Origin of the sequence: Niallia sp. HCP3S3_B10 (assembly GCF_052064465.1) — a bacterium.
GTDB lineage: Bacteria > Bacillota > Bacilli > Bacillales > Cytobacillaceae > Niallia > Niallia hominis.
Genome location: NZ_JBQHVO010000080.1, coordinates 1 through 19,691, shown reverse-complemented (window position 1 = coordinate 19,691; position 19,691 = coordinate 1). Strand labels below are relative to the sequence as shown.

General features: G+C 36.0%; 20 protein-coding genes and 1 pseudogene. 14 read left to right on the top strand and 7 right to left on the bottom strand.

Annotation, left to right across the window (positions count from 1 at the left end):
• The 3 genes from ACTNDN_RS22630 to ACTNDN_RS22620 form a co-directional block, all read right to left on the bottom strand.
• Positions 1-283, bottom strand: a 283-nt coding sequence (locus ACTNDN_RS22630) for a hypothetical protein (protein ID WP_441132311.1), incomplete at its 3' end; no start/stop codon positions are given.
• Positions 284-773: 490 nt separating this feature from the next.
• Positions 774-1,334, bottom strand: coding sequence for an S-Ena type endospore appendage (locus tag ACTNDN_RS22625; RefSeq protein WP_031540256.1), 561 nt, complete (start codon positions 1,332-1,334; stop codon positions 774-776).
• A gap of 206 nt (positions 1,335-1,540) precedes the next feature.
• On the bottom strand, positions 1,541-2,191 hold the full coding sequence (locus ACTNDN_RS22620; RefSeq protein WP_152115740.1) for a hypothetical protein: 651 nt from the start codon (positions 2,189-2,191) through the stop codon (positions 1,541-1,543).
• A gap of 260 nt (positions 2,192-2,451) precedes the next feature.
• On the opposite strand from ACTNDN_RS22620, the gene ACTNDN_RS22615 reads away from it, so the two are divergent.
• The 11 genes and pseudogenes from ACTNDN_RS22615 to ACTNDN_RS22565 all read left to right on the top strand — a co-directional run bounded on the left by ACTNDN_RS22615 (position 2,452) and on the right by ACTNDN_RS22565 (position 13,349).
• A complete protein-coding gene (locus ACTNDN_RS22615; RefSeq protein ID WP_152115742.1) occupies positions 2,452-2,685 on the top strand; it encodes a hypothetical protein in 234 nt (77 codons plus the stop codon).
• 1,462 nt (positions 2,686-4,147) lie between these two features.
• A pseudogene (gene rpsI, locus ACTNDN_RS22610) lies at positions 4,148-4,219 on the top strand (30S ribosomal protein S9); the annotation flags it as partial.
• A gap of 389 nt (positions 4,220-4,608) precedes the next feature.
• A complete protein-coding gene (locus ACTNDN_RS22605; protein ID WP_031539605.1) occupies positions 4,609-5,337 on the top strand; it encodes a hypothetical protein in 729 nt (242 codons plus the stop codon).
• Between the two features lie 314 nt (positions 5,338-5,651).
• Positions 5,652-6,569 (top strand): ATP-binding cassette domain-containing protein, encoded by a 918-nt coding sequence (locus ACTNDN_RS22600; RefSeq protein WP_031539606.1) that lies wholly within the window; start codon positions 5,652-5,654, stop codon positions 6,567-6,569.
• Positions 6,562-7,341, top strand: coding sequence for an ABC transporter permease (locus ACTNDN_RS22595; protein WP_031539609.1), 780 nt, complete (start codon positions 6,562-6,564; stop codon positions 7,339-7,341). Before ACTNDN_RS22600 ends, ACTNDN_RS22595 begins: the two co-directional genes overlap by 8 nt.
• A 10-nt stretch (positions 7,342-7,351) precedes the next feature.
• A complete protein-coding gene (locus ACTNDN_RS22590) occupies positions 7,352-8,023 on the top strand; it encodes a response regulator transcription factor (protein ID WP_031539611.1) in 672 nt (223 codons plus the stop codon).
• A gap of 19 nt (positions 8,024-8,042) precedes the next feature.
• Positions 8,043-8,951: a sensor histidine kinase gene (locus tag ACTNDN_RS22585; protein WP_031539612.1), complete on the top strand. Its 909-nt coding sequence runs from the start codon at positions 8,043-8,045 to the stop codon at positions 8,949-8,951.
• 364 nt (positions 8,952-9,315) lie between these two features.
• Positions 9,316-10,158: a pyrroline-5-carboxylate reductase gene (gene proC / locus ACTNDN_RS22580; RefSeq protein ID WP_031539614.1), complete on the top strand. Its 843-nt coding sequence runs from the start codon at positions 9,316-9,318 to the stop codon at positions 10,156-10,158.
• A 21-nt stretch (positions 10,159-10,179) separates the two neighbouring features.
• A complete protein-coding gene (gene proB / locus ACTNDN_RS22575; RefSeq protein ID WP_441132310.1) occupies positions 10,180-11,307 on the top strand; it encodes a glutamate 5-kinase in 1,128 nt (375 codons plus the stop codon).
• A gap of 53 nt (positions 11,308-11,360) precedes the next feature.
• Positions 11,361-12,590: a glutamate-5-semialdehyde dehydrogenase gene (locus ACTNDN_RS22570; RefSeq protein WP_441132312.1), complete on the top strand. Its 1,230-nt coding sequence runs from the start codon at positions 11,361-11,363 to the stop codon at positions 12,588-12,590.
• A 318-nt stretch (positions 12,591-12,908) separates the two neighbouring features.
• Positions 12,909-13,349: a DUF2521 family protein gene (locus ACTNDN_RS22565; RefSeq protein ID WP_441132308.1), complete on the top strand. Its 441-nt coding sequence runs from the start codon at positions 12,909-12,911 to the stop codon at positions 13,347-13,349.
• Positions 13,350-13,387: 38 nt separating this feature from the next.
• On the opposite strand, the gene ACTNDN_RS22560 is transcribed toward ACTNDN_RS22565, so the two are convergent.
• Both ACTNDN_RS22560 and ACTNDN_RS22555 read right to left on the bottom strand, forming a co-directional pair.
• A complete protein-coding gene (locus tag ACTNDN_RS22560; RefSeq protein WP_441132306.1) occupies positions 13,388-13,999 on the bottom strand; it encodes a TetR/AcrR family transcriptional regulator in 612 nt (203 codons plus the stop codon).
• Positions 13,953-15,230 (bottom strand): MFS transporter, encoded by a 1,278-nt coding sequence (locus ACTNDN_RS22555; RefSeq protein WP_441132304.1) that lies wholly within the window; start codon positions 15,228-15,230, stop codon positions 13,953-13,955. The genes ACTNDN_RS22560 and ACTNDN_RS22555 overlap by 47 nt, the downstream gene beginning before the upstream one ends.
• Positions 15,231-15,447: 217 nt before the next feature.
• Here ACTNDN_RS22555 and cwlD point away from each other — a divergent pair, with 217 nt between their 5' ends.
• Positions 15,448-16,167 carry an N-acetylmuramoyl-L-alanine amidase CwlD gene (gene cwlD / locus ACTNDN_RS22550; protein WP_441132302.1) on the top strand — a complete coding sequence of 240 codons (720 nt, stop codon included), beginning with the start codon at positions 15,448-15,450 and terminating at the stop codon, positions 16,165-16,167.
• A gap of 254 nt (positions 16,168-16,421) precedes the next feature.
• Positions 16,422-17,477: an Mrp/NBP35 family ATP-binding protein gene (locus ACTNDN_RS22545; protein ID WP_441132301.1), complete on the top strand. Its 1,056-nt coding sequence runs from the start codon at positions 16,422-16,424 to the stop codon at positions 17,475-17,477.
• A gap of 66 nt (positions 17,478-17,543) precedes the next feature.
• Here the strand turns inward: ACTNDN_RS22545 and gerD are convergent, their stop codons facing one another.
• Both gerD and pdaB read right to left on the bottom strand, forming a co-directional pair.
• Positions 17,544-18,113: a spore germination lipoprotein GerD gene (gene gerD, locus ACTNDN_RS22540; protein WP_031539633.1), complete on the bottom strand. Its 570-nt coding sequence runs from the start codon at positions 18,111-18,113 to the stop codon at positions 17,544-17,546.
• A gap of 204 nt (positions 18,114-18,317) precedes the next feature.
• On the bottom strand, positions 18,318-19,067 hold the full coding sequence (gene pdaB, locus ACTNDN_RS22535) for a polysaccharide deacetylase family sporulation protein PdaB (protein WP_031539636.1): 750 nt from the start codon (positions 19,065-19,067) through the stop codon (positions 18,318-18,320).
• A gap of 143 nt (positions 19,068-19,210) precedes the next feature.
• Here pdaB and ACTNDN_RS22530 point away from each other — a divergent pair, with 143 nt between their 5' ends.
• A complete protein-coding gene (locus ACTNDN_RS22530; protein ID WP_109769273.1) occupies positions 19,211-19,444 on the top strand; it encodes a hypothetical protein in 234 nt (77 codons plus the stop codon).
• Positions 19,445-19,691 lie beyond the last annotated feature (247 nt).

Genomic DNA, 19,691 nt, shown 5'->3' with positions numbered 1-19,691 from the left:
TCACAATCAACGCATTTGCACTTGTCTTTCCCGCAATCCTCGCATTTGCACTTGTGTTTTTCACAATCAACGCATTTGCACTTGTCTTTCCAGCAATCCTCGCATTTGCACTTGTTTTTCCCGCAATCCTCGCATTTGCACTTGTTTTTCCCGCAATCCTCGCATTTGCACTTGTGTTTTTCACAGTCAACGCATTTACACTTGTGTTTTTCACAGTCATCGCATTTGCACTTGTCTTTTTCACAGTCATCCGATCTGCAATGATGCTTTCCATGATGCTCAAAATAATGTTTTCCCTTTTCACTGTGTTTAAGTTTAAACACGGATTTTGACTTTCCAGTACATATACTTTCGTTAATGTATATTTTTGGGCCCCCAACGCTTCTATGACATTGATTGCATCGTTGGAAGCCCCTACACCCACAGGATCTATTTATAAAAAACATACAAAAGCTTCCTCCCCATATTCTTGAAAGATACTATCAATATATGTATATTGGGTTTCTTGGCATGGGCTGATTAACCAATATAAACACCCATTTTTGGGTGTTTATATTGGTTAATTCACCTACAATACAAATTTAGTTCAAAATTAGCTATGCTTTTTTTCAGAAATTCCTCATAAATAATAAACAGGGATTCTTCTTTAAAAATATTAAAGAAAAATACATTGGAGGGGATTAACTAAATTCTTGTGGGATCATTTCTTAGTTAATTATGAACATTAAGAGGGATTCTTCACACTGATGAATTATTTTGTCAAAGTTCATTACTTATAGACAAAGTCTTGTCGCACAGTATTCAAGGTCAAAGATGACTTCGCCACTGCAAGTTGCTGGTACAGGAAGCTCTGGTTCATTTGGAAGACAAGCAATATCAAGCGAAGTTAACCCTTCAACAAAGATTGGAACTGATGCTCCAGCGCTAACTGTTGCAACAATTGCAGTGCCTGCTCTATCTGTAACACGGATCTGCATAGAACAGCCGCTAGTTGGATTCCCTGTATTTTTAATCACAACTAACCCGCTAAATTCAAAATTAGTCCTGCTGGTAAAATAGTTATAGAATAATGCATCACATGGCTGGGAAATTGGCTCGCAATGTTTAAAGCACCTTAATTCATTTCTTTGTTTGCACAAATTGAATCCTTTTACACGGTCTGGGCAAGGCTCTTTCTCTTCGTACCAATTTTTTTTAGGCATTTCACATTTTTCATATCCATGATGATCATATCCATGATGATTCATCTTCGGATGATTTCCCATTCTTCTTTTGCAAGTGCACTCTTCCTGTTCTTTACAGCCGCAATGTTTACCTTCTGAATGATATATCATCAAATTACTTCCTCCTTGAGATTAAGTTTCTAAATTCAATAATAATATATGCTTCTAGGTTTTTTGCGTATAGGTTAATCAACTAATACAAACATCCATTTTTGGAGGGAAAGAAAAAGGCTGATTAGGTGTTAGTAGTAATATTCGTGCCTTAAAATCTTCTGATAGATAATTGATTTTTAATGCAGCATGTTAGTGCATAAATTCTAGGCACTATCTATTGTGCCCAATGTTTGACTAACAACGGTAAATCCACTTATGGCACATAGTGAGAAGACACAAATCGAGTCTAGATCAGTAATATCGTTTACAAAGTAAGCAAGGCAGTCTTTTACCGTAAGCACATAAAGAGGAAGTGCTGTGGTCTGCCCCTTGAGATAAACATCAAGGAGAAGTCCGAAGTTGGCTGTACACCTTAACTCTTCTCCAATACCTGAAGCACAGCAAGGACAATTACATGGTTTCTTCCTTTTTTGGTAGGAACAATCTTCAGTGTCTTCATAAGCCTGTTGGAGGAGAAATTCATAAACATTGGAAATTTCAGGAGTAGCATCTGTATCTGTCGCGCATATACCTGCAACATCACATAATTGTACGGCTGTATTCGGAACAATCGTAATCTGGTCAGCAGGTCTAAACCTAAGGACTGAACAATCCACTATATCTGAAATGACTTGTCCTTCAGATGGATTCGGCAATCCGTTCACTGTGCTGAAATATATGTCGATTGCTCGATTTGCTGGATTTGTTAAAGTAGTTTGGAAATTTTGTACTTTTCTTAATAGGTCTGCAAGATTTTGGACACAGCAATCACAATCTTTTGGACATTTATTTTCCTTACATTTGCAATTTTCCATGTCGTCCCCCCTTTGATTGTGATCCTTTTTCTTCTTATTTTTCTCAAAGAAGTCATCTGGAAAAATTATAGTAGGCTTACAGTCTCCACACTGAACATTCACATTGACTCCATCCACGTCCACCGGGGTTGAAATGGTCTGGTTATTTTCCATAGTTTGATCGCCATGTCTTTGGGCTTGTAACTGAGGTCCTTGAGTTTGGTCCTGGTCTTCGGTTTGGTCCTGGATTTGCGTTTGCTCTTGTATCTCATTTTGGCTTTGTGTTTGAGGCCCTTGAGTTTGATTTCCTTGGGTTTGGTCGCCTTGTTGTTGTTCTTGCGTTTGAGGCCCTTGACTTTGCCCTTCTTGGATTTGTTCTTGATTCTGAGGCCCTTGTGCCTGTTCAAGCCCACCCTGTTGTTGTAGTTGTTGCTGTTCTTGTTCCCCAATGGATTGGCATTGTGGATTATGCTCAGAGAATGTTTGGTCACAATGTTCGGTTACTTCTTGGTTAACTGTGTCCGAATGGTAGGAGTCTTTACATGTGCAAAACCTTTGTTGTTTAAAGCACCCCTTACATAATCCATAGCTATCGCTATTGGTAAAACTCATAAGTAACACCACCTTTCAGTAGTATCATATGGTAATAGGAAATGATATGAATGGACAAATAGTCCACATTCAAAAAAAGGGCGAATATTTTGATAGTCAGCTTTATTAAATAATTATTCTTTTCGCAATAGGGGGAAACTTATAAATGATTTGTCATATAAATGAGTTGGTTTTGTTACTTTCTGTTCTCCTTGTGGGAAAAATGCACAAGGTAAGGAAGCAGTTAGAAGGTATTCAAACTCTGAGCCAGTAACTATAGGATGTAGCTAGGGCTGTGGCTATATGAAGACAGTCGAAGACCAGTTTTTGAGGACGTTTCACTTAATATGCAGGTACACGTAAATTCTAAGGCAATACCTTTGATTTTGCTTTGGGTTAGGCTGGGACGGTGTCATCTAGGACGAACGGAAAAGTACAAAAAATAGAAATTTTATGATAAAGAGAAGCTCAGTCCTTTATTGGATATGGACTTCATTATTGTGAATTATAATACTTAAAGAAAACCAGCTATTAGTTTATGAATTTTTTAAAATAAAAACATTCATTACTAAATATGTTCATACCAAATAACCTTTCTCTATCTTGTAAATATGGAAAATATCGAGAAATTATAAAATTGATTATTGTGGAAAAGGCCAATGAATGTGGCATTTTCCCTGATCAGATAGCTGTAAAGTCTAGTGATATTTGATGGTATTGAAGGAATCGACTTACTTTCTAGGGGGTGTTCAATTCGATTATTTTATAACAAAACAGGCTCTCCAAGAGGGGGGGATTGCCCGTTTGCCTACGTTCTTACTGTGCTCACGAACTCATCCGCAAGAACTGCGATGACGCAACTTATCGGTAGTCACCGAAAGGGGGATGCTGCTTACTTTAAACTAGAAGAGCGACCTTTATCGGAAGTGTTTAAAGATATACTTGAGGGAGCTACGTGCCTTTTACATTACTTAGGTGTTAATCTTCTGTTCGTCAAAGTCTCTTCGGAACAATAGAATGTTCAACGTCAGCTTTCTAATATTTAATTCATTGGATAGTGGAAGGGCTTTTTCTGTCCTCGAGCTTGTCCTCGACTTGATAATGTCCCATTTAAAATTATTGTTTTGGATCCTTGCAAAATATTGATATATAGTCTTTTTTTATCCTATTTTTTTAATATTTTATTTAAACATGAATGGGCGGCATGATGTAATAATATGCGTAAATGGATGCCCCATTTTATTTGAGGCACCCTGTTTCTTTGACCACAATCTGACCACTAAACATATAGAATTGTATATTATTCTGTTTTCCTTTTAGAGAATAAAAGTGGACAAACCTTGATGTGACAGGAACTGTTTGGTTTTGTGTTTCTTTATATTATCTGCACATATGAAAGAACGTAAAAAATACGGTCTTAAAGGCGCTCGTCGTGCACCTCAGTTCTCAAAACGTTAATTTGTGGCGTTTCAAAGGCTCTTTCCATATTTATGGAGAGGGTCTTTTTTTATGTAATAAAGTTTCTTTTGTTCCCATTTTAGGCATTATCATTTATGGTTCAAGATACTTTTGGAACTTGCCGCAATATGTTGATGTAACAAAATGAAACCATTTATATGGTACGACGTATAAAAAGAAATGGAATTTAGGTTGTAAGTACCTATGTGTAAAGAAGATAACCATTATCGTTAAAGTGGAGGGATAACATGAGGAAATTTGTTGGGATAGTCATTATAGCTTTTAGTTTATTATTGGGTCTTTTCTGTGCAATCGCTTTTCCTCAGGATATTATCTTTGCTAATATCGTGTTGTGAATTATTAGTGTTCCTCTATATATTTGCGGTCAAATGATCAGAACTTCGAAGGCTAAATTTAAACAGCAAGGAAAGCGCTGGATAGCCAACTATCTCTTCTTCTTCTTTATCATCCCTGTACTAATTTATTTGAATATATTCTATGATGATTTAAAAGAAACGACATTTATAGATGAAAAATTTGTCCTTTATGAACCTTCGTCTGGGAAGTTAGGAGAATTTTCTCTCGGGGGCTTTGTTGTTATTTTGATTTTTCTATTTGGTGCTCGATTTCTTTATCCGGATTTAAAGCGAAAAGGGCTATTAAATTCCATTATTATCGGAACGATTATTTTCTTGATTGGTTTCCATTATTTTATGTTCTCTGATTATAGAGGTGTACATGAAGAAAAGGGATTGGTATCAAGTAACTGGAAGGGTGAAAGGCAGATCATTCCTTATGATGAAATAGAAAGCGTATATTTGGAACCTTATGTTCATTATGCAAGCTTATCTAATACATCCGACGAGATGAGGTTTGTTTGGGAAGTGACGTTTTATCCGAGTCACCAAAAAGAAGTAGTGTATCGTTTTTCGATGTTGACGAAGACTGGTTTAGAAGAGACGATTGCGATTAAGAAACTAGCACTGGAACATGATGTACCATTTAATGTGGGAGAAATGAATCAAGAAACATTGGAGTTGTTTAACTTTGATTTAGAATATGAAGGATTAGAAAAAGAACGTTATTACGAGCTTTTTCAATTAAGGTATGATAAATAGAGAGACGAAGTTCCTGAATATATTTGTCTTAGAGGTTATTTTAGTTTTTTGATTGGAATAAGCAAGGTAGGAATAATTTATAAAAAGAAAGATACAGATGTAGTATAAAATTAAATGGAGAAGTGGACTAGAATGATTAGTCCGCTTTTTTTAATGCAAAACGGAGCAAAATAAAAAAGTGTTGAAAAACATATTAAAAATCAATGTAATTAGAGCTAGTTCTCATTCTTTATACTTTCTTTATACTTTTCTAGGCAAATTATTTATATCTATCCCTTATTCTATATCAATCAACATTGAAAGGAAGAATGGTTATGACAGAAACAATTCTTAAAGCAATGAATGTTTCAAAAATATATGGAAAACACAAAGCGCTTGATAAAGTATCAATCGAAATTAAGCGTGGGATGATATACGGTTTAATTGGGGAAAATGGTGCGGGAAAATCGACATTTATGCGTACTGTTATGGGGTTAATCTCAATTGATGAGGGTGACATTGAGCTATTTGGCGAAAGCAGCACGAAGGGATTGCAACATGCAAGAAGAAAAATGGGTCAATCGATTGAAACACCAGCACTTTATCCTGACTTAACAGCTCGAGAAAATCTGAGAGTACAAGCAGCAAACGGTGGGGTAAGTGAACGCGAAATTGATCATTTACTTCGTTTGATGAGTCTTGAAGATACAGGGAAGAAGAAGGTTAAGAATTTCTCATTAGGGATGCGCCAGCGTTTAGCGATTGCATCGACTCTGATTACAAATCCTGAGTTCTTAATTTTAGACGAGCCGACAAACGGTCTTGATCCATCAGGGATTGTGGAGATGCGCGAAATCATACAACGTTTGGTGAAGGATCGAGGGATAACAGTCTTACTTTCTTCCCATTTGCTTGATGAACTATCACAGATTGCTACCCATTATGGGATTTTGCATAAGGGGAAACTCATTAGTGAGCTTTCAAGAGAGCAATTAGCTTCTGAAACTCGTCAATATATTGAATTAGAAACAACCGAGGTTCATAAAGCAGTTGTTGTGCTAGATGAAATGGGGATAAAGGAATATGAGGTTGTAAATGGAACGGAGATTAATATTTATGAACGTTTAGAGGAAGTAGCTTCTATTAACCGTTCGCTTGTATTAGCTAATGTGAATGTTTCGAGAATAGGGACAACAAGACAAAAGCTCGAAGAATATTTTTTACAATTAACAGGAGGAACTATCCATGCTTAATCTCTTAACAGCTGAAAAAATAAAGTTAGTTCGAAGTAAAAAATTATGGATTGTTCTAGGCATTTTATCTTTACTTCCTATTTTGCAAGTAGTGAATAGTAATATTTCCGTGAATTATGGAGCAGAGCTAAATCAAACTAAAGATACAGTGATCAATGGGGCGACAGGAATTTTAATGATGGAGAAAAACGGATTAACCGTTTTACTCGTTATGAGTGCTTTTATTTGTTTTTTTATTGGGGAAGAATTTCAAAAAGGGACGATTCGAAATACATTGTCCTTAGGGCGAAGTCGGACCTATTATTATATGACAAAATTGGCGGTTGCTGCACTGCTTACCCTTGTTGGTGTCATTTTAATGACTGTATTTGGTATAATGGGCTTTTCTGCTGTGTTTGGTTTTGGAGAGGTGGCAGAAATTAGCAATTACCTTTGGTTTGCTATAAAAGCTTTCCTTACACTTTATTTTCTAATTTTGGCAAACGTATCTATCTATGTCATGATTAGTTTTTTAACAAAAAACAGTGCAGTTTCTCTAATTTGGAGTTTCCTTTATACGATAGCAACAGGTTTTGGAGCTGGGATTTTTCAGCAAACCAAGCATTTTAAGCAATTAACATTCTGGTTTACAGAATCCTTCTTGTTTTACTCCGATTTCGCAAAACCAGTAGATATTGCAAAATACCCAGAGATGATATTAGTTAGTATCATCACGATCGTGTTAACCTCCATAATAGGTATCCTTCTGTTTAATCGAACAGACATAAAGTAGGTAGGTAGAGATGGTAACGATATTAATCATGGAAGACGATATGGCCATTCATTCACTTATAAAAGAGGCGTTGGAATTGAATGGTTTTAAAACACTCAGTGCATATTCAGGGACTGAAGGGAAATTACTATTCGAACAAGCGCAAATGGATTTAATCTTATTAGATTTAATGCTTCCAGGAATGAATGGAGAAGAATTCCTTCAACAAATTCGGCATAATACAAACATTCCTGTAATAGTGATTTCAGCTAAAAATGATCAAGATACGAAGCTGGAGCTTTTGACAAGTGGAGCGGATGATTATATGACAAAACCATTTGATGTGAAGGAGCTACTTGCAAGGATTCACATTCAGTTACGTCATGCAATCAAGGATTCTTGGGATAATAAGAAAGAAATTCAATACAAGAACATCAGCATTGATTTGGAAACACGTGAAGTAACACTAAATGATCAAGTTATTCACCTTACTGGACGTGAATATGCAATACTTTTACTTTTTTTAGAAAATCCTCAAAAGGTATTTAGCCGTGCCAATATTTATGAAAGTGTTTGGAATGAACCATACTTTGATAGTGATAAAACGATTAATATGCATATCAGTAATTTACGAAATAAGCTCAACTTAAGAGATACACATTATATTAAAACAATATGGGGCATAGGCTTCAAATTTGACTAACAAAGGAGGTGTGAATGTTATGTGGGGCTGGGTATTTTTCTTCCTAACATTGGCGCTTCTTTTTTATCTTTACTTTTTAAAAAGAGAACTGCGAAAGTTGAAACAGGACGTCCATAATCTTCCCGCTCGTGCTAGTTTTGGAAGTAGACTCTCTCTCGATTTCCGGGAAAAAACTTTGTTAGAGTTAGTAGATGAATTGAATCGAATGATTAATGTGTTTGAAGATAAGAATCGTCTAGCGAAACAAATGGAAGAAAATGTGAAATTATCAATAGCAGGACTCTCTCACGACTTACGGACACCGCTCACATCCATAAATGGTTATGTGCAACTTTTACATGCGACGAATGATGAGATGCGGAGGAAACACTATGTAGCGATTATCGAGCAGTCTGTAAAACGACTGATTGAAATGACGGAACAATTTTATGACCTAGCCCGTATTGAAACAAATCAAAAAGAAATAGTACTAACATCCATTTCTCTATCTCATTTAGTGGAAGAAATCTTTTTATCCTTTTATGAGCAATTGGAGGAGAAGAAAATTGAACTCCAATTTCCTGATGAAATAAAGGACAGAAAAATTATTACGGACAAGTTAATCGCGACACGTGTCCTTCATAATATCGTTCAAAATATACTTCGCTATGCCAAGAGTACAGCGGTTATTAGCTATAGCATGGAAAAAGATTTTCTGGTTTTACGCATCAAAAACGATATTAAACGAGATAGTAAAGTTGCAATAGAAAAAGTCTTTATGCGTTTCTATACAGAGGTCAGTAGTAGAACTAACACGGAAGCAAGTGGATTAGGTTTATATTTATCCAAAAAATTAGTTGAAAAGATGAATGGGAAAATGGAAGCGGAGCTACAAGATAATTGGTTTATTCTTAAAATGTATTTTCCTATTAATGGGATTGAAGAATAAAGGCAACAATCGATTTGTATCCTTGCATTGTCATTAGTTTTTATAGGGAAGACTCTCAATTCTTTGGGCGTTTTTTATAAAAATAAAATTCGTCAAGTAAAGAAGCAAAATCGATATTTGATAGTATATGTCAGATGGTGTCACTCAAGAATTTGGTTAATATCTGTAATTCCTCTTCTCATGCCGAGAAACAGGATTATCCCGTTTTAGATGAACTTAGGTAATCAATGTTACATCATTTTCACTATCTCGCCCTTATCCTCATCAATTGACCCTCTCCCCTTGAAACAAAATATGAGCATGTTACGATAAGAAATGTTCCAGAGTGAATGTGGAATGAAAATGAAAAAATAGGAGGATGTGGATGTTAAAAGGAAAGACAGTAGCATTTATAGGGGCAGGCTCGATGGCAGAGGCAATGATCGCTGGAGCTATTCAAGCTGAGAAACTTCCCTCCAACCAAATAATTGTAACCAATAATAGTAATAATAATCGTTTACAAGAATTAGCGAATAAATATGATGTAAGAACTGTTCAAAAAGAACAATTACCATACAGGGAGATTGACTTGTTTATTTTGGCGATGAAGCCGAAAGGAGCGAGAGAAGCATTTCAATCGTTAAAGGATAAGCTAAATCCAAATCAAGTAGTAATTTCTGTATTAGCTGGCATAACAACAACTTTCATGGAAGACCATTTACAGGAAGGGCAGCAAGTGATTCGTGTGATGCCAAATACTTCAAGTATGGTACAGCAATCGGCAACAGCTTTAACAAGTGGGCAACATACCAAACCAGAAAACATCGAAGCGGTAAAAGAGTTGCTGCAATGTTTAGGAAAAGTTTTTGTGATAGAAGAAGAGCAGATGGACCTCTTTACTGGAATTGCAGGAAGTGGACCAGCATACTTTTATTACTTGATGGAACATATGGAGTCTGTTGGTTTGCAATATGGGATGCCAAAAGAACTAATTAGAGAAATCGTGTCACAAACCGTTTATGGAGCAGCGAAAATGGTAATGGAAAAAGGAACATCACCTACTATCCTAAGAGAAAATGTAACTTCACCAAATGGAACAACCGCCTCTGGCTTGAAAGCTTTAGCTGATTATAAAGGCGGAGAGGCCATATCCCAAGCAATCAAACATGCAGCAAGTCGATCCCAAGAGATAAGCGTGGAGCTTGGTGGTGCAAAAATTAATTCTTAATGGAAAAATAGGAGGAAAAGAATGTTAACAGAGGATTGGCAAGAGCAAGATAAACAGATAAAAAGAGTTGTAATTAAGATCGGAAGCAGTTCCCTAACTAGCATGCATGGAGAAATAAGCCGCAAAAAACTCGAGAAATTAGTAGAGCAAATTGTGGAGCTGAAGGATGCTGGTTATGAAGTGGCTGTGGTTTCCTCAGGTGCGGTAGCTGCTGGGTATCGAAAGCTTGGGTGTATAAAGCGTCCGACCTCGCTTCCAGAAAAACAGGCGGCGGCTTCTATCGGTCAAGGACTATTAATGGAATCTTACTCAGAACTCTTTTTATCTCATGGATACGTTGCTTCCCAAATATTAATCACACGAGGTGATTTTACGGATGAGAAGCGATATACCAATATGAAAAATACGTTAAATGTATTGTTGAATAGAGGAATTATTCCAATCATTAATGAAAATGATACGGTTACAATTGATCGCTTGAAATTTGGGGACAATGATACACTTTCGGCTAAAGTAGCAGCTCTCATTCATGGGGACCAGCTCATTATCTTATCAGATGTAGATGGATTGTATACCGATAATCCGCATAGGAATCCACAAGCAAAGATGTTAGAAGAGGTTCAAACCATTACTTCTAAAATAGAGTCTTCAGCAGGCGGAGCAGATAGTGAAGTAGGAACAGGTGGAATGAAATCTAAAATTGCTGCAATGAAAATCGCATTAGCTTCTGGTATAGACGCTTTTTTAGGAAGAGCAGGAAAGCCTAATATTTTAATGGATGCGGTGAATGGTACAGCAAAAGGAACTTATTTTAGACAGAAGCAAAATGCCTATAACTTATGTGACGAACAACAGTGGATTGCTTTTCATTCTGGACCTGAAGGAAAAATTGTAGTAAGTACTACAGGGAAAGAAGAGATGATTGAGAAACATAAGGATTTACTTGCTGAGAATATAGTGAAGGTGGATGGACGTTTTGAACAAGGAGCCGTTGTGAGAATCGTAGATGAACATCAAGAGGAAATTGGATTAGGTAGAGTGAACTTTTCTTATTTAGAGCTAAAAGAAAAGGTAGAAAAGGAAAATATTGCAATTGAGCAATCAACCTTTGTTTATTCTCGTAACTATATAGCATCAGAAGTTGTATAAAAAGAGGAGGCAGATGAGTGACATCCATAGTGGAAGATTATCAAATCGTTGAAATGCAAGCAATCGCTGCGAAAAAGGCTGCGAAAAAAATAAGTATTCTAAACACAAATGAAAAAAATGAAGCACTAAATGTTGTTGCTGACGAATTAGTAAAGCAGCTAGCCTTTATTTTAGAAGCCAATGAAAAAGATTTACAAAATGGCAAAGCGAGTGGTTTTGAGAAGGCCTTTATGGATCGCTTGGCTCTGAATGAAAGTAGAATTAAGGATTTTGCCGAAGGGCTTCGTGTAGTGGCAGAATTACCAGATCCGGTAGGGGATGTTTTATCAAACTGGACGTTAGAAAATGGCCTAAGAGTTGAGACAATACGTGTTCCTCTTGGGGTTATAGGAATGATCTATGAAGCTCGTCCCAATGTTACAGTCGATGCGACGGGATTAGCGCTTAAGTCAGGAAATGCCATCATTTTAAAGGGAGGATCTTCCGCTATTCATTCTAATATGGCAATTGTTGAGGTTATGCATAAGGCCTTGGAGAAAACGGCTATTCCAAAAGAAGCAGTGCAATTTATTTCTTCAACAGATCGAAATGCTACAAAACAACTATTTACGATGAAAGAGCATATAGATGTACTTATTCCAAGGGGAGGCGGATCCCTTATTCAAACCGTAGTGGAAAATGCAACTGTTCCTGTACTAGAAACAGGTGTAGGAAATTGCCATCTTTATGTAGACAAAGAAGCCGATTTGAAAAAAGCACTCGACATTATCGTCAATGCGAAAACGGATCGACCTGCTGTATGTAATGCTGCTGAAACATTGATTATCCATCAAGAATTTCTAGCTAAATATAAATTGGATCTAGCTCAAACACTTGCAGCGAATGGTATTCTCATTCATGGGGATGAAATGGCTTGTAAGGAATTACCAGGCGTTGTTCCGGCTACAGAAAAGGATTGGGCTGAAGAGTATTTAAGCTTAGAGATTGCCGTAAAAATAGTGAATAGTCTAGATGAGGCAATAGAGCATATTGATAGGTATGGAACGAAGCATTCTGAAGCGATTATTACAGAGAATCAACATACGGCAAGGAAATTTATGCAGTTAACAGATGCGGCGGCCCTTTATCATAATGCATCCACCAGATTTACTGATGGAGGAGCGTTAGGATTTGGTGCAGAGATTGGAATTTCTACACAGAAACTTCATGCACGTGGACCGATGGGGCTACCTGCACTAACAACGGTAAAATATATGATGAGTGGAAATGGGCAAATAAGATAGGTAAAAAAACTCTCCATCTAGAAAGGGAGAGTTTTTTTGTCTATAATGTTTAGGTTTTTAATAATTATAAGGTGATTTATGCTTATATCAAAACCACATTAAGTAAAAGGCAAGCTCTAAGTGATATAGAACTAAAGCCTATTTTATATAAAGAAAACATAAGCAAGGGATAGAACGTTTTCTTTGTATTTACTGGATGAAAAATGGTAAGAAAACACTCAAATAGCAACTATTCTTTCAATTGGATAGCAAAAGGCTTGTTGGGCTAGTATGGTCCCTTCCTGTTGGTTGAAAAATAACACCAAGAGGTGAAATCAATTGGCAGTCATTACAAGCTTTGATATAAAAAAACGAGAAAAACAAATAAAATACGAAAGAGCCGTTCTTAAGGAAATATCAATTAAAGAGTTAAAAGAAAAGGTAGCTCGCTATTTTGGTTCGTCAAACTTGACTTCAAGTGTTTTAATGAATGAGGGAATAGAAGAGGCTTGTTATGATGTTGCGATAGAAGCCTTTCTGCTAGGAGCAAATTACAGTAAATTTAGTGAATATGGTGAAGATATTCAAGCTATAAAAAATAGATGCAAGGAAGAGGATAATCATTTAAAGCAAACTCTTTACCACTTTCTACTTTATTGGGGAAGTGAGGAAAGCAATAAAAATGAATCACTTTACTACTTATGTGAACAATTCGTGGATGAATGGTGGGTAGAAGGAGTTCAGAAAGCAAATAAAAGAAGAAAGCTTAGGCTTCATTAAAGGTGGCAGTACTGCCACCTTTTATCTTATGGTGGATATTATTTTAAAAGTATTTTCAGATACTCTACAAAAAGCGTGGCTTGTTCTTTAAGATTTACATCTTTAGGTGGGAGTATAGCATAATCAAGTGCAAGTCCATCGGTAAACGTAATAATGGATTGCGCGATAGTTTTACTATTAAAGTTTTGATTAAATTCTCCCTTTTTCTGTCCTGCTTTAATAATTTCTTCATAAAGCTTCAAGGCAAGCTCATATCTTTTTTGGGCGTATTCTCTTCTCCTAATATCATTCCTTCCTGTAACAAAAAACTCTAAAATACTCGGTGCTAAAGGATTGATTTCATTTTCTGATGCAGGACTTTCATCGATAATATAGGATAAAAGTAACTGCCAATAAGATTCTATTTCTTTGTGTAGTAGTTCTTCCAAATTTATTACTTCGGAAGATAGGTTTTCTGCTAAAATGGCTTCGAATAAGTCTTCTTTATTGGAGAAATATTGGTATAAACCACCTCTGCTAACACCGGCTTCCTCCATTACGTGTCTCATTGTCGTTTTTTCATATCCATGTTCAATAAAGACATTCTTAGCTGCTTTAAGGATATTAGCTCGTCGCTGTTCCAGATGCTTTTGACTGACTTTTGGAGTCAATTTTCTTCCCCCGATCTAATCTATTTCTAGTTACCCATCCAATAATAGCTGCCAAAATTAACAAGCATGCACTTACCAGAAATGTTATATAGACTCCTAAAATAGTGGATAGCCATCCTCCAAGCAATGGGCCGATAATAGTGGCAGTAGTCGTAACGCTATTAATGACACCAAAGACTCTTCCGGTAAGTTGCACAGGTGTAATGGCTTGAATGTATGCTTGGTAGGGAACTAAAACATACGTCGCAGTGAATCCACCAAGAAATCCGAATGCTGAACCCCATAGATTCGGATGACTAACGTTGAAATAAGTGAATAAAGACATCATACCAAAACTAATCCCAATTCCACAAACACCAAAAAGCATAGATATAAAAGGTTGATAATCTGTTTTTTTAGCAAGAATATAGCCAGATAAAAACATCCCTGTTCCAGACGCTGTTACAATATAGCCAAATAAATTACTGGAGGCTAGTTCAAGCTCTCTTATTAGAATGATGAGTTGTGAATCTGCCAGTTGTAAGATAAGGAGGCTCAGACCTAAAAAGATCATTCCTGTTAACATGAAAAGATTGGATGTAATGAATTTTATCCCTATCGCTAAATCTTTCCTAAAAGAAGGTTTAATCCCCTTTTTAATTTCAGTAGAGACAGTAGTTACTCGAGACTTTTCCTTTGGAAGGAATAGGAGTAACAATGCGGAGAAAAGAAAGGAGAAAGAATCGAGATAGAAAATGGTTTTTACCTCTAAGAATGAAACTAACATCCCACTTAATAATGGTCCTAATATTTTGGTGCCAGAATCAATCATTGTGGTAATGGAAATAGCACTTTTTATATGGTGATTGTCTACTAATTCTTTTAGTTTCCCGTTTTTTGAAGGGATAAAGATAGTGGATATGGTTCCAATTGCCAATAAGCAGATATAGACGGTGAGGATACTATCTGCGGTGGCCAATAATAAAATCAGTCCTGCTCGAATAAGGTCAGATAAAATCATTAATAGCTTGCGATTAAAACGATCAGCAAAAGCACCAGCTATAGGTCCAAGAAAGACCATGGGTAAGGCAAGACATAACATAATAAGAGATACTTCGATTGGAGTGGCATTCCATTTTAGTCCAACCATTGTCATAATAGCTATAATACTTAACCAATCACCTAAACCTGAAATAATCTGAGCTGCTATAAGGCTTTTAAATCCGTTCGTTTTTAATAATCCAGAAAGCATAAAAATTCCTCCTTTTTAAAGTGACATTGATGTCGTTTATATATGTATTATAACGACACCTATGTCGTTTAATCAATACCTATAATGAAAAATAGGTATTTTTTTGTAGATAATATGGTCGAAGTAATCTAGGAAGCAAGAGGACTTGCTGTTCTAAAATTTCTTGTTCCCCCATATAGTAAGAATAAGGACGGGCATAGGGGGAATGAGGGAGACTGTGAGTAAAAAGTGGAAGATAAGCATATATATCATGGGGTTAGCACTTCTTTTCTTTATATTACAATTCGATTTCTCAAATGATGATTCATGGGATGCCTGGAATTTACCATTGACCGGAAAAGTGATTGTTATCGATCCGGGACATGGAGGGCCAGATGGTGGTGCGGGAGATGACGAAGTATTGGAAAAGGATATCGCATTAAAGGTCTCTTTAAAGCTTCGTGATTATTTACAGGAGCAAGGTGCCTTAGTAATTATGACGAGAGAAGAAGATAAGGATTTAGCGAGTGAAAGTACAAAAGGATATCGTAATAGAAAAGTGGAGGATTTAAAGGAGAGAATCAATATCATCAATAAATCGGATGCAGATTTATTTTTGAGTGTTCATTTAAATGCAATACCTTCATCAAAATGGAGTGGAGCACAAACTTTTTATTCAGCTCAATTGGAAGGGAATGCTAGAGCGGCTAAATTCATTCAAGATGAGTTAATTGATAATTTAGAGAATACAACTCGAAAGGCTAAACCGCTAGAGAGTATATACATACTAAAATATGCAGAGAAACAAGGAGTACTAGTAGAGGTAGGTTTCTTATCAAATCCACAAGAAAAGGCGAATCTTATGCAGGAAGATTATCAAGAAAAAATCGCAGCGTCCATCTATAAAGGAGTAAATCGTTATTTTACGAATGAAGAGGAATTGGAAGTAGAAGAATAGAGACTAATTACGTCTCTATTCTTATTTATGCCTATTAATTCATATTCCCGGGAAATAAATCTCTTTTTCCCGCTCTTAACGACTAGTACGGTGCTCACCACTTACTGTGATAAATGAGTAATGTAGGTGGGAAGTCGACTTAACGGAAAGTTTAAATGGTTCGTATTATTTTATTGAGCGTTAGAATTTTCAGAATGTAAACGATATCTGAATTTATGCTATACTGTTAGTAAAACAGGAGAGGGGATTGTGTCATGATAACAAAAGAAGAAATCGAGAAGATAGTGGAGAATATGATCGATCCTTTTTTACATAAATCATTGCTAGAATTAGGCGCAGTGAAAGATGTTAAATGGAATGAAGAAAAAGAACATGCAAGTTTAAAGGTCGCCGTTGCAAAGCTTGGTTCTGCTTATCAAATAGAGTTGCAAAATGAAATCGTTAGTGCGCTTAAGGAAAAGGGGATAAAAAGTGTAGGATTACGATTTGCGGAACTATCAAGCGCACTCGTTGCGGAAGTATGGAAGGAATCAGAAGCTACGGAGAAAAAGCCTACTTATATTGCTGTTGCCAGTGGCAAAGGGGGGGTAGGGAAATCTACCGTTTCTGTCAATTTAGCGGTTTCATTAGCTAGATTAGGGAAAAAAGTTGGATTGTTGGATGCGGATATATATGGTTTCAGTGTTCCAGATATGATGGGTATCACCAAAAGACCTGAAGTAATAAAGGAACGAATCATTCCAGTCGAGCGATTTGGGGTAAAAGTTATTTCTATGGGATTCTTTGTAGAGGATAATACACCAATTATATGGAGAGGTCCTATGCTTGGCAAAATGCTAACAAGCTTCTTAGAAGAAGTAGAGTGGGGAGAACTAGATTATCTATTATTAGATTTACCACCTGGAACAGGCGATGTTGCGCTAGATGTTCACACCATGCTTCCTACAAGTAAAGAAATAATCGTTACTACTCCCCATCCAACTGCAGCTTTTGTCGCAGCTCGTGCAGGTGCTATGGCCATGAAAACAAATCATGAAATCCTCGGAGTTATTGAAAATATGTCGTATTTTGAAAGTAGCCTAACAGGGGAAAAAGAGTATGTATTTGGCAAAGGTGGAGGTAAGAAATTAGCTAATGATTTGGAAGTTCCAATTTTAGGAGAGCTGCCATTAGGACAGCCCGATTGGAATGAAGAGGATTTTGCTCCATCTGTCTATCAAGAAAAACATCCTATTGGCGGAAAATATCAAGAAATCGCTGAACGAATAATAGGAGTGCTAGAGAAATCAGGGAATAAAGTTGAAAGCTGATTACAAAAAAGATTGAAAAAGGTACCTTCAAAAGGAACGTATATTCCTCGATGAAGGTACCTTATTTTAAATTTTATGTTTTTCGGAAATGAAGGAGGAAGAGGCTTCTTTGGCTGCTTTATCAAGCATTTCTTTAAACTTAGACTTAAATTCAGGTGTTTCCATTGTTTCTTGTAGTATTTGTTTGATATGCTCTCTGTATTCTGTACTTTTCAAAATGTTTTTCATTTCTGTTTCTAAGGAAGGGTCTTGTAATAACTCGACCATCATTTTCCGATATTCAGAATCCTTCATTAGATTTTTTATCAATTTTTCGTTTTCCGTCTTCATACTTTTTGCCATTGTTTCAGCAAACTCAGGATCTTGGAACTCTTTCTTCCAGAAGTCAGCCGCTTTTTCGGAAACCAGTGTTTTTTCTATCGTGCTTGTTACTGCTTTTTCATTCATTACTAAATTTTGTTTTATCTCTTCGTCATCCATTACTTCTCTTATCGCCTTTTTCCCATCATCCGTTTTCAAAATATCTACAACCATTTTCTTTGTTTGGTCATAGTCCATTTGTTGAGAACTTTCACTATCTGAACATCCACTTAATAAAGAAATGATTAGTAGGAGGGTAATCCCTTTTTTTAGCATGACAATTACCTCTTTCGTTAAAGATATCTATTAAGTAGAATGGATTCTTTTTTATTTTTTATTCCTAATGTAAAGGAAAAGATATTGGTATATGGAAAAAGAAAAAACTGTTTCTGTAAAAAAGTTACCCGAGTTTTTTGAGTAACTATCTAAAGTAAGTTAGTTACTGTAAATCGTTTAACTTTATAGAAACAGCTTAATGCGTTAATGTACTTCTTTTGACTTGGAGTCAGCATTAGAAATCATCTCTGAAACAGTAACAAATTCTAAATTCTTTTTTTGTAATTTCTTTATAATTTCAGGAAGAGCATTTGCGGTTTGCTTCGCTGAATCAGAAGCGTGCAATAATACGATATCTCCTTTTTTAGCAGATCCTGCCTTCTTAATAATTTGTGTTGTTCCAGGATTTGTCCAATCCTTTGAATCAATGCTCCAGTGAACTAAAGTATAATCGTATTGATCTGCAATGGTTAAAGCAGATTGATTAAAATGACCAGTTGGAGCGCGGGAGAGCGCGATATTATCGATCTTTAATTTTTCAAATGCAGTTTTGGCTTTCGATAAATCTTGCCTTATTTTTTCTTCTTTTACCTCTGAATAATCTACATAGTCATAGCCTAAAATTCCAATCTCATGACCTTCTTTTACCATTCTGTTTACTAGTTCAGGGTGTCTTTCTGCCCATGAACCTGCCAGGAAAAACGTTGCGTTAACTTTCTTTTCTTTCAAAATATCAAGAATAGGTTCTGCTTTTTTGTCTCCCCATCCAATGTTAAAGGTTAGGGCGACTCCCTTTTCTCCTTTATATACAGCCTTAGGTCCATCCTTGGAGGAAAACACAGGGATCTGGACAATATTTTCAACATACAAAAACCAGGCTGTAAAGAAGGATACTACAAGAATTAATGCGAATTGCTTTACGGATTTACTGTTCAGCACATAAAAGAAATTCATCTGTTTGTCACCTCGTCCACTTTACTGCTCGTCTCATTCTTATGTAGGAAAAGTAAAAATAATTACAAAAATTTTTATAAAAAAAGGAAAACTAGTACATAATACAGAGACTAAAATGAGGCTATGCATCAGGAGGGACAGTAATGATTGGTTTATTATTAAATAAAAAAGAAGTAAAAGAGATTGAATATCTAATTAAAAGGGAATTAGATGAAATACTACTGGATTTGGGAGATAAAAGAATTGATCTCTCTGTTAAAAAAGCAATGATAGAAAGATATAAGGATTTGTTTTCTTTGTTAAAAAGAGTTGCAGCCCCGAAGGATTGTTTAACTTATATCCTGTCGGAAAATAAGATGTTAGATGAAAAAATATAAAATTATAAAAAACAGTTGACGATTTTTATTTATCTTGGTATATTAGTAAACGTCACTTCGACAGAGTGGAAACAACGAAAAAATAAATTTTAAAAAGTTGTTGACTCCTGAAAGAGAATGTGTTAAATTAATAAAGTCGCTTATTGAGCGGCTAAGTAAATTGCTCTTTGAAAACTGAACAAACAAACGTCAACAATAATCGTTTTATAACGAATGTTATAGAATGACAACAAGTAATAAAAAGCTA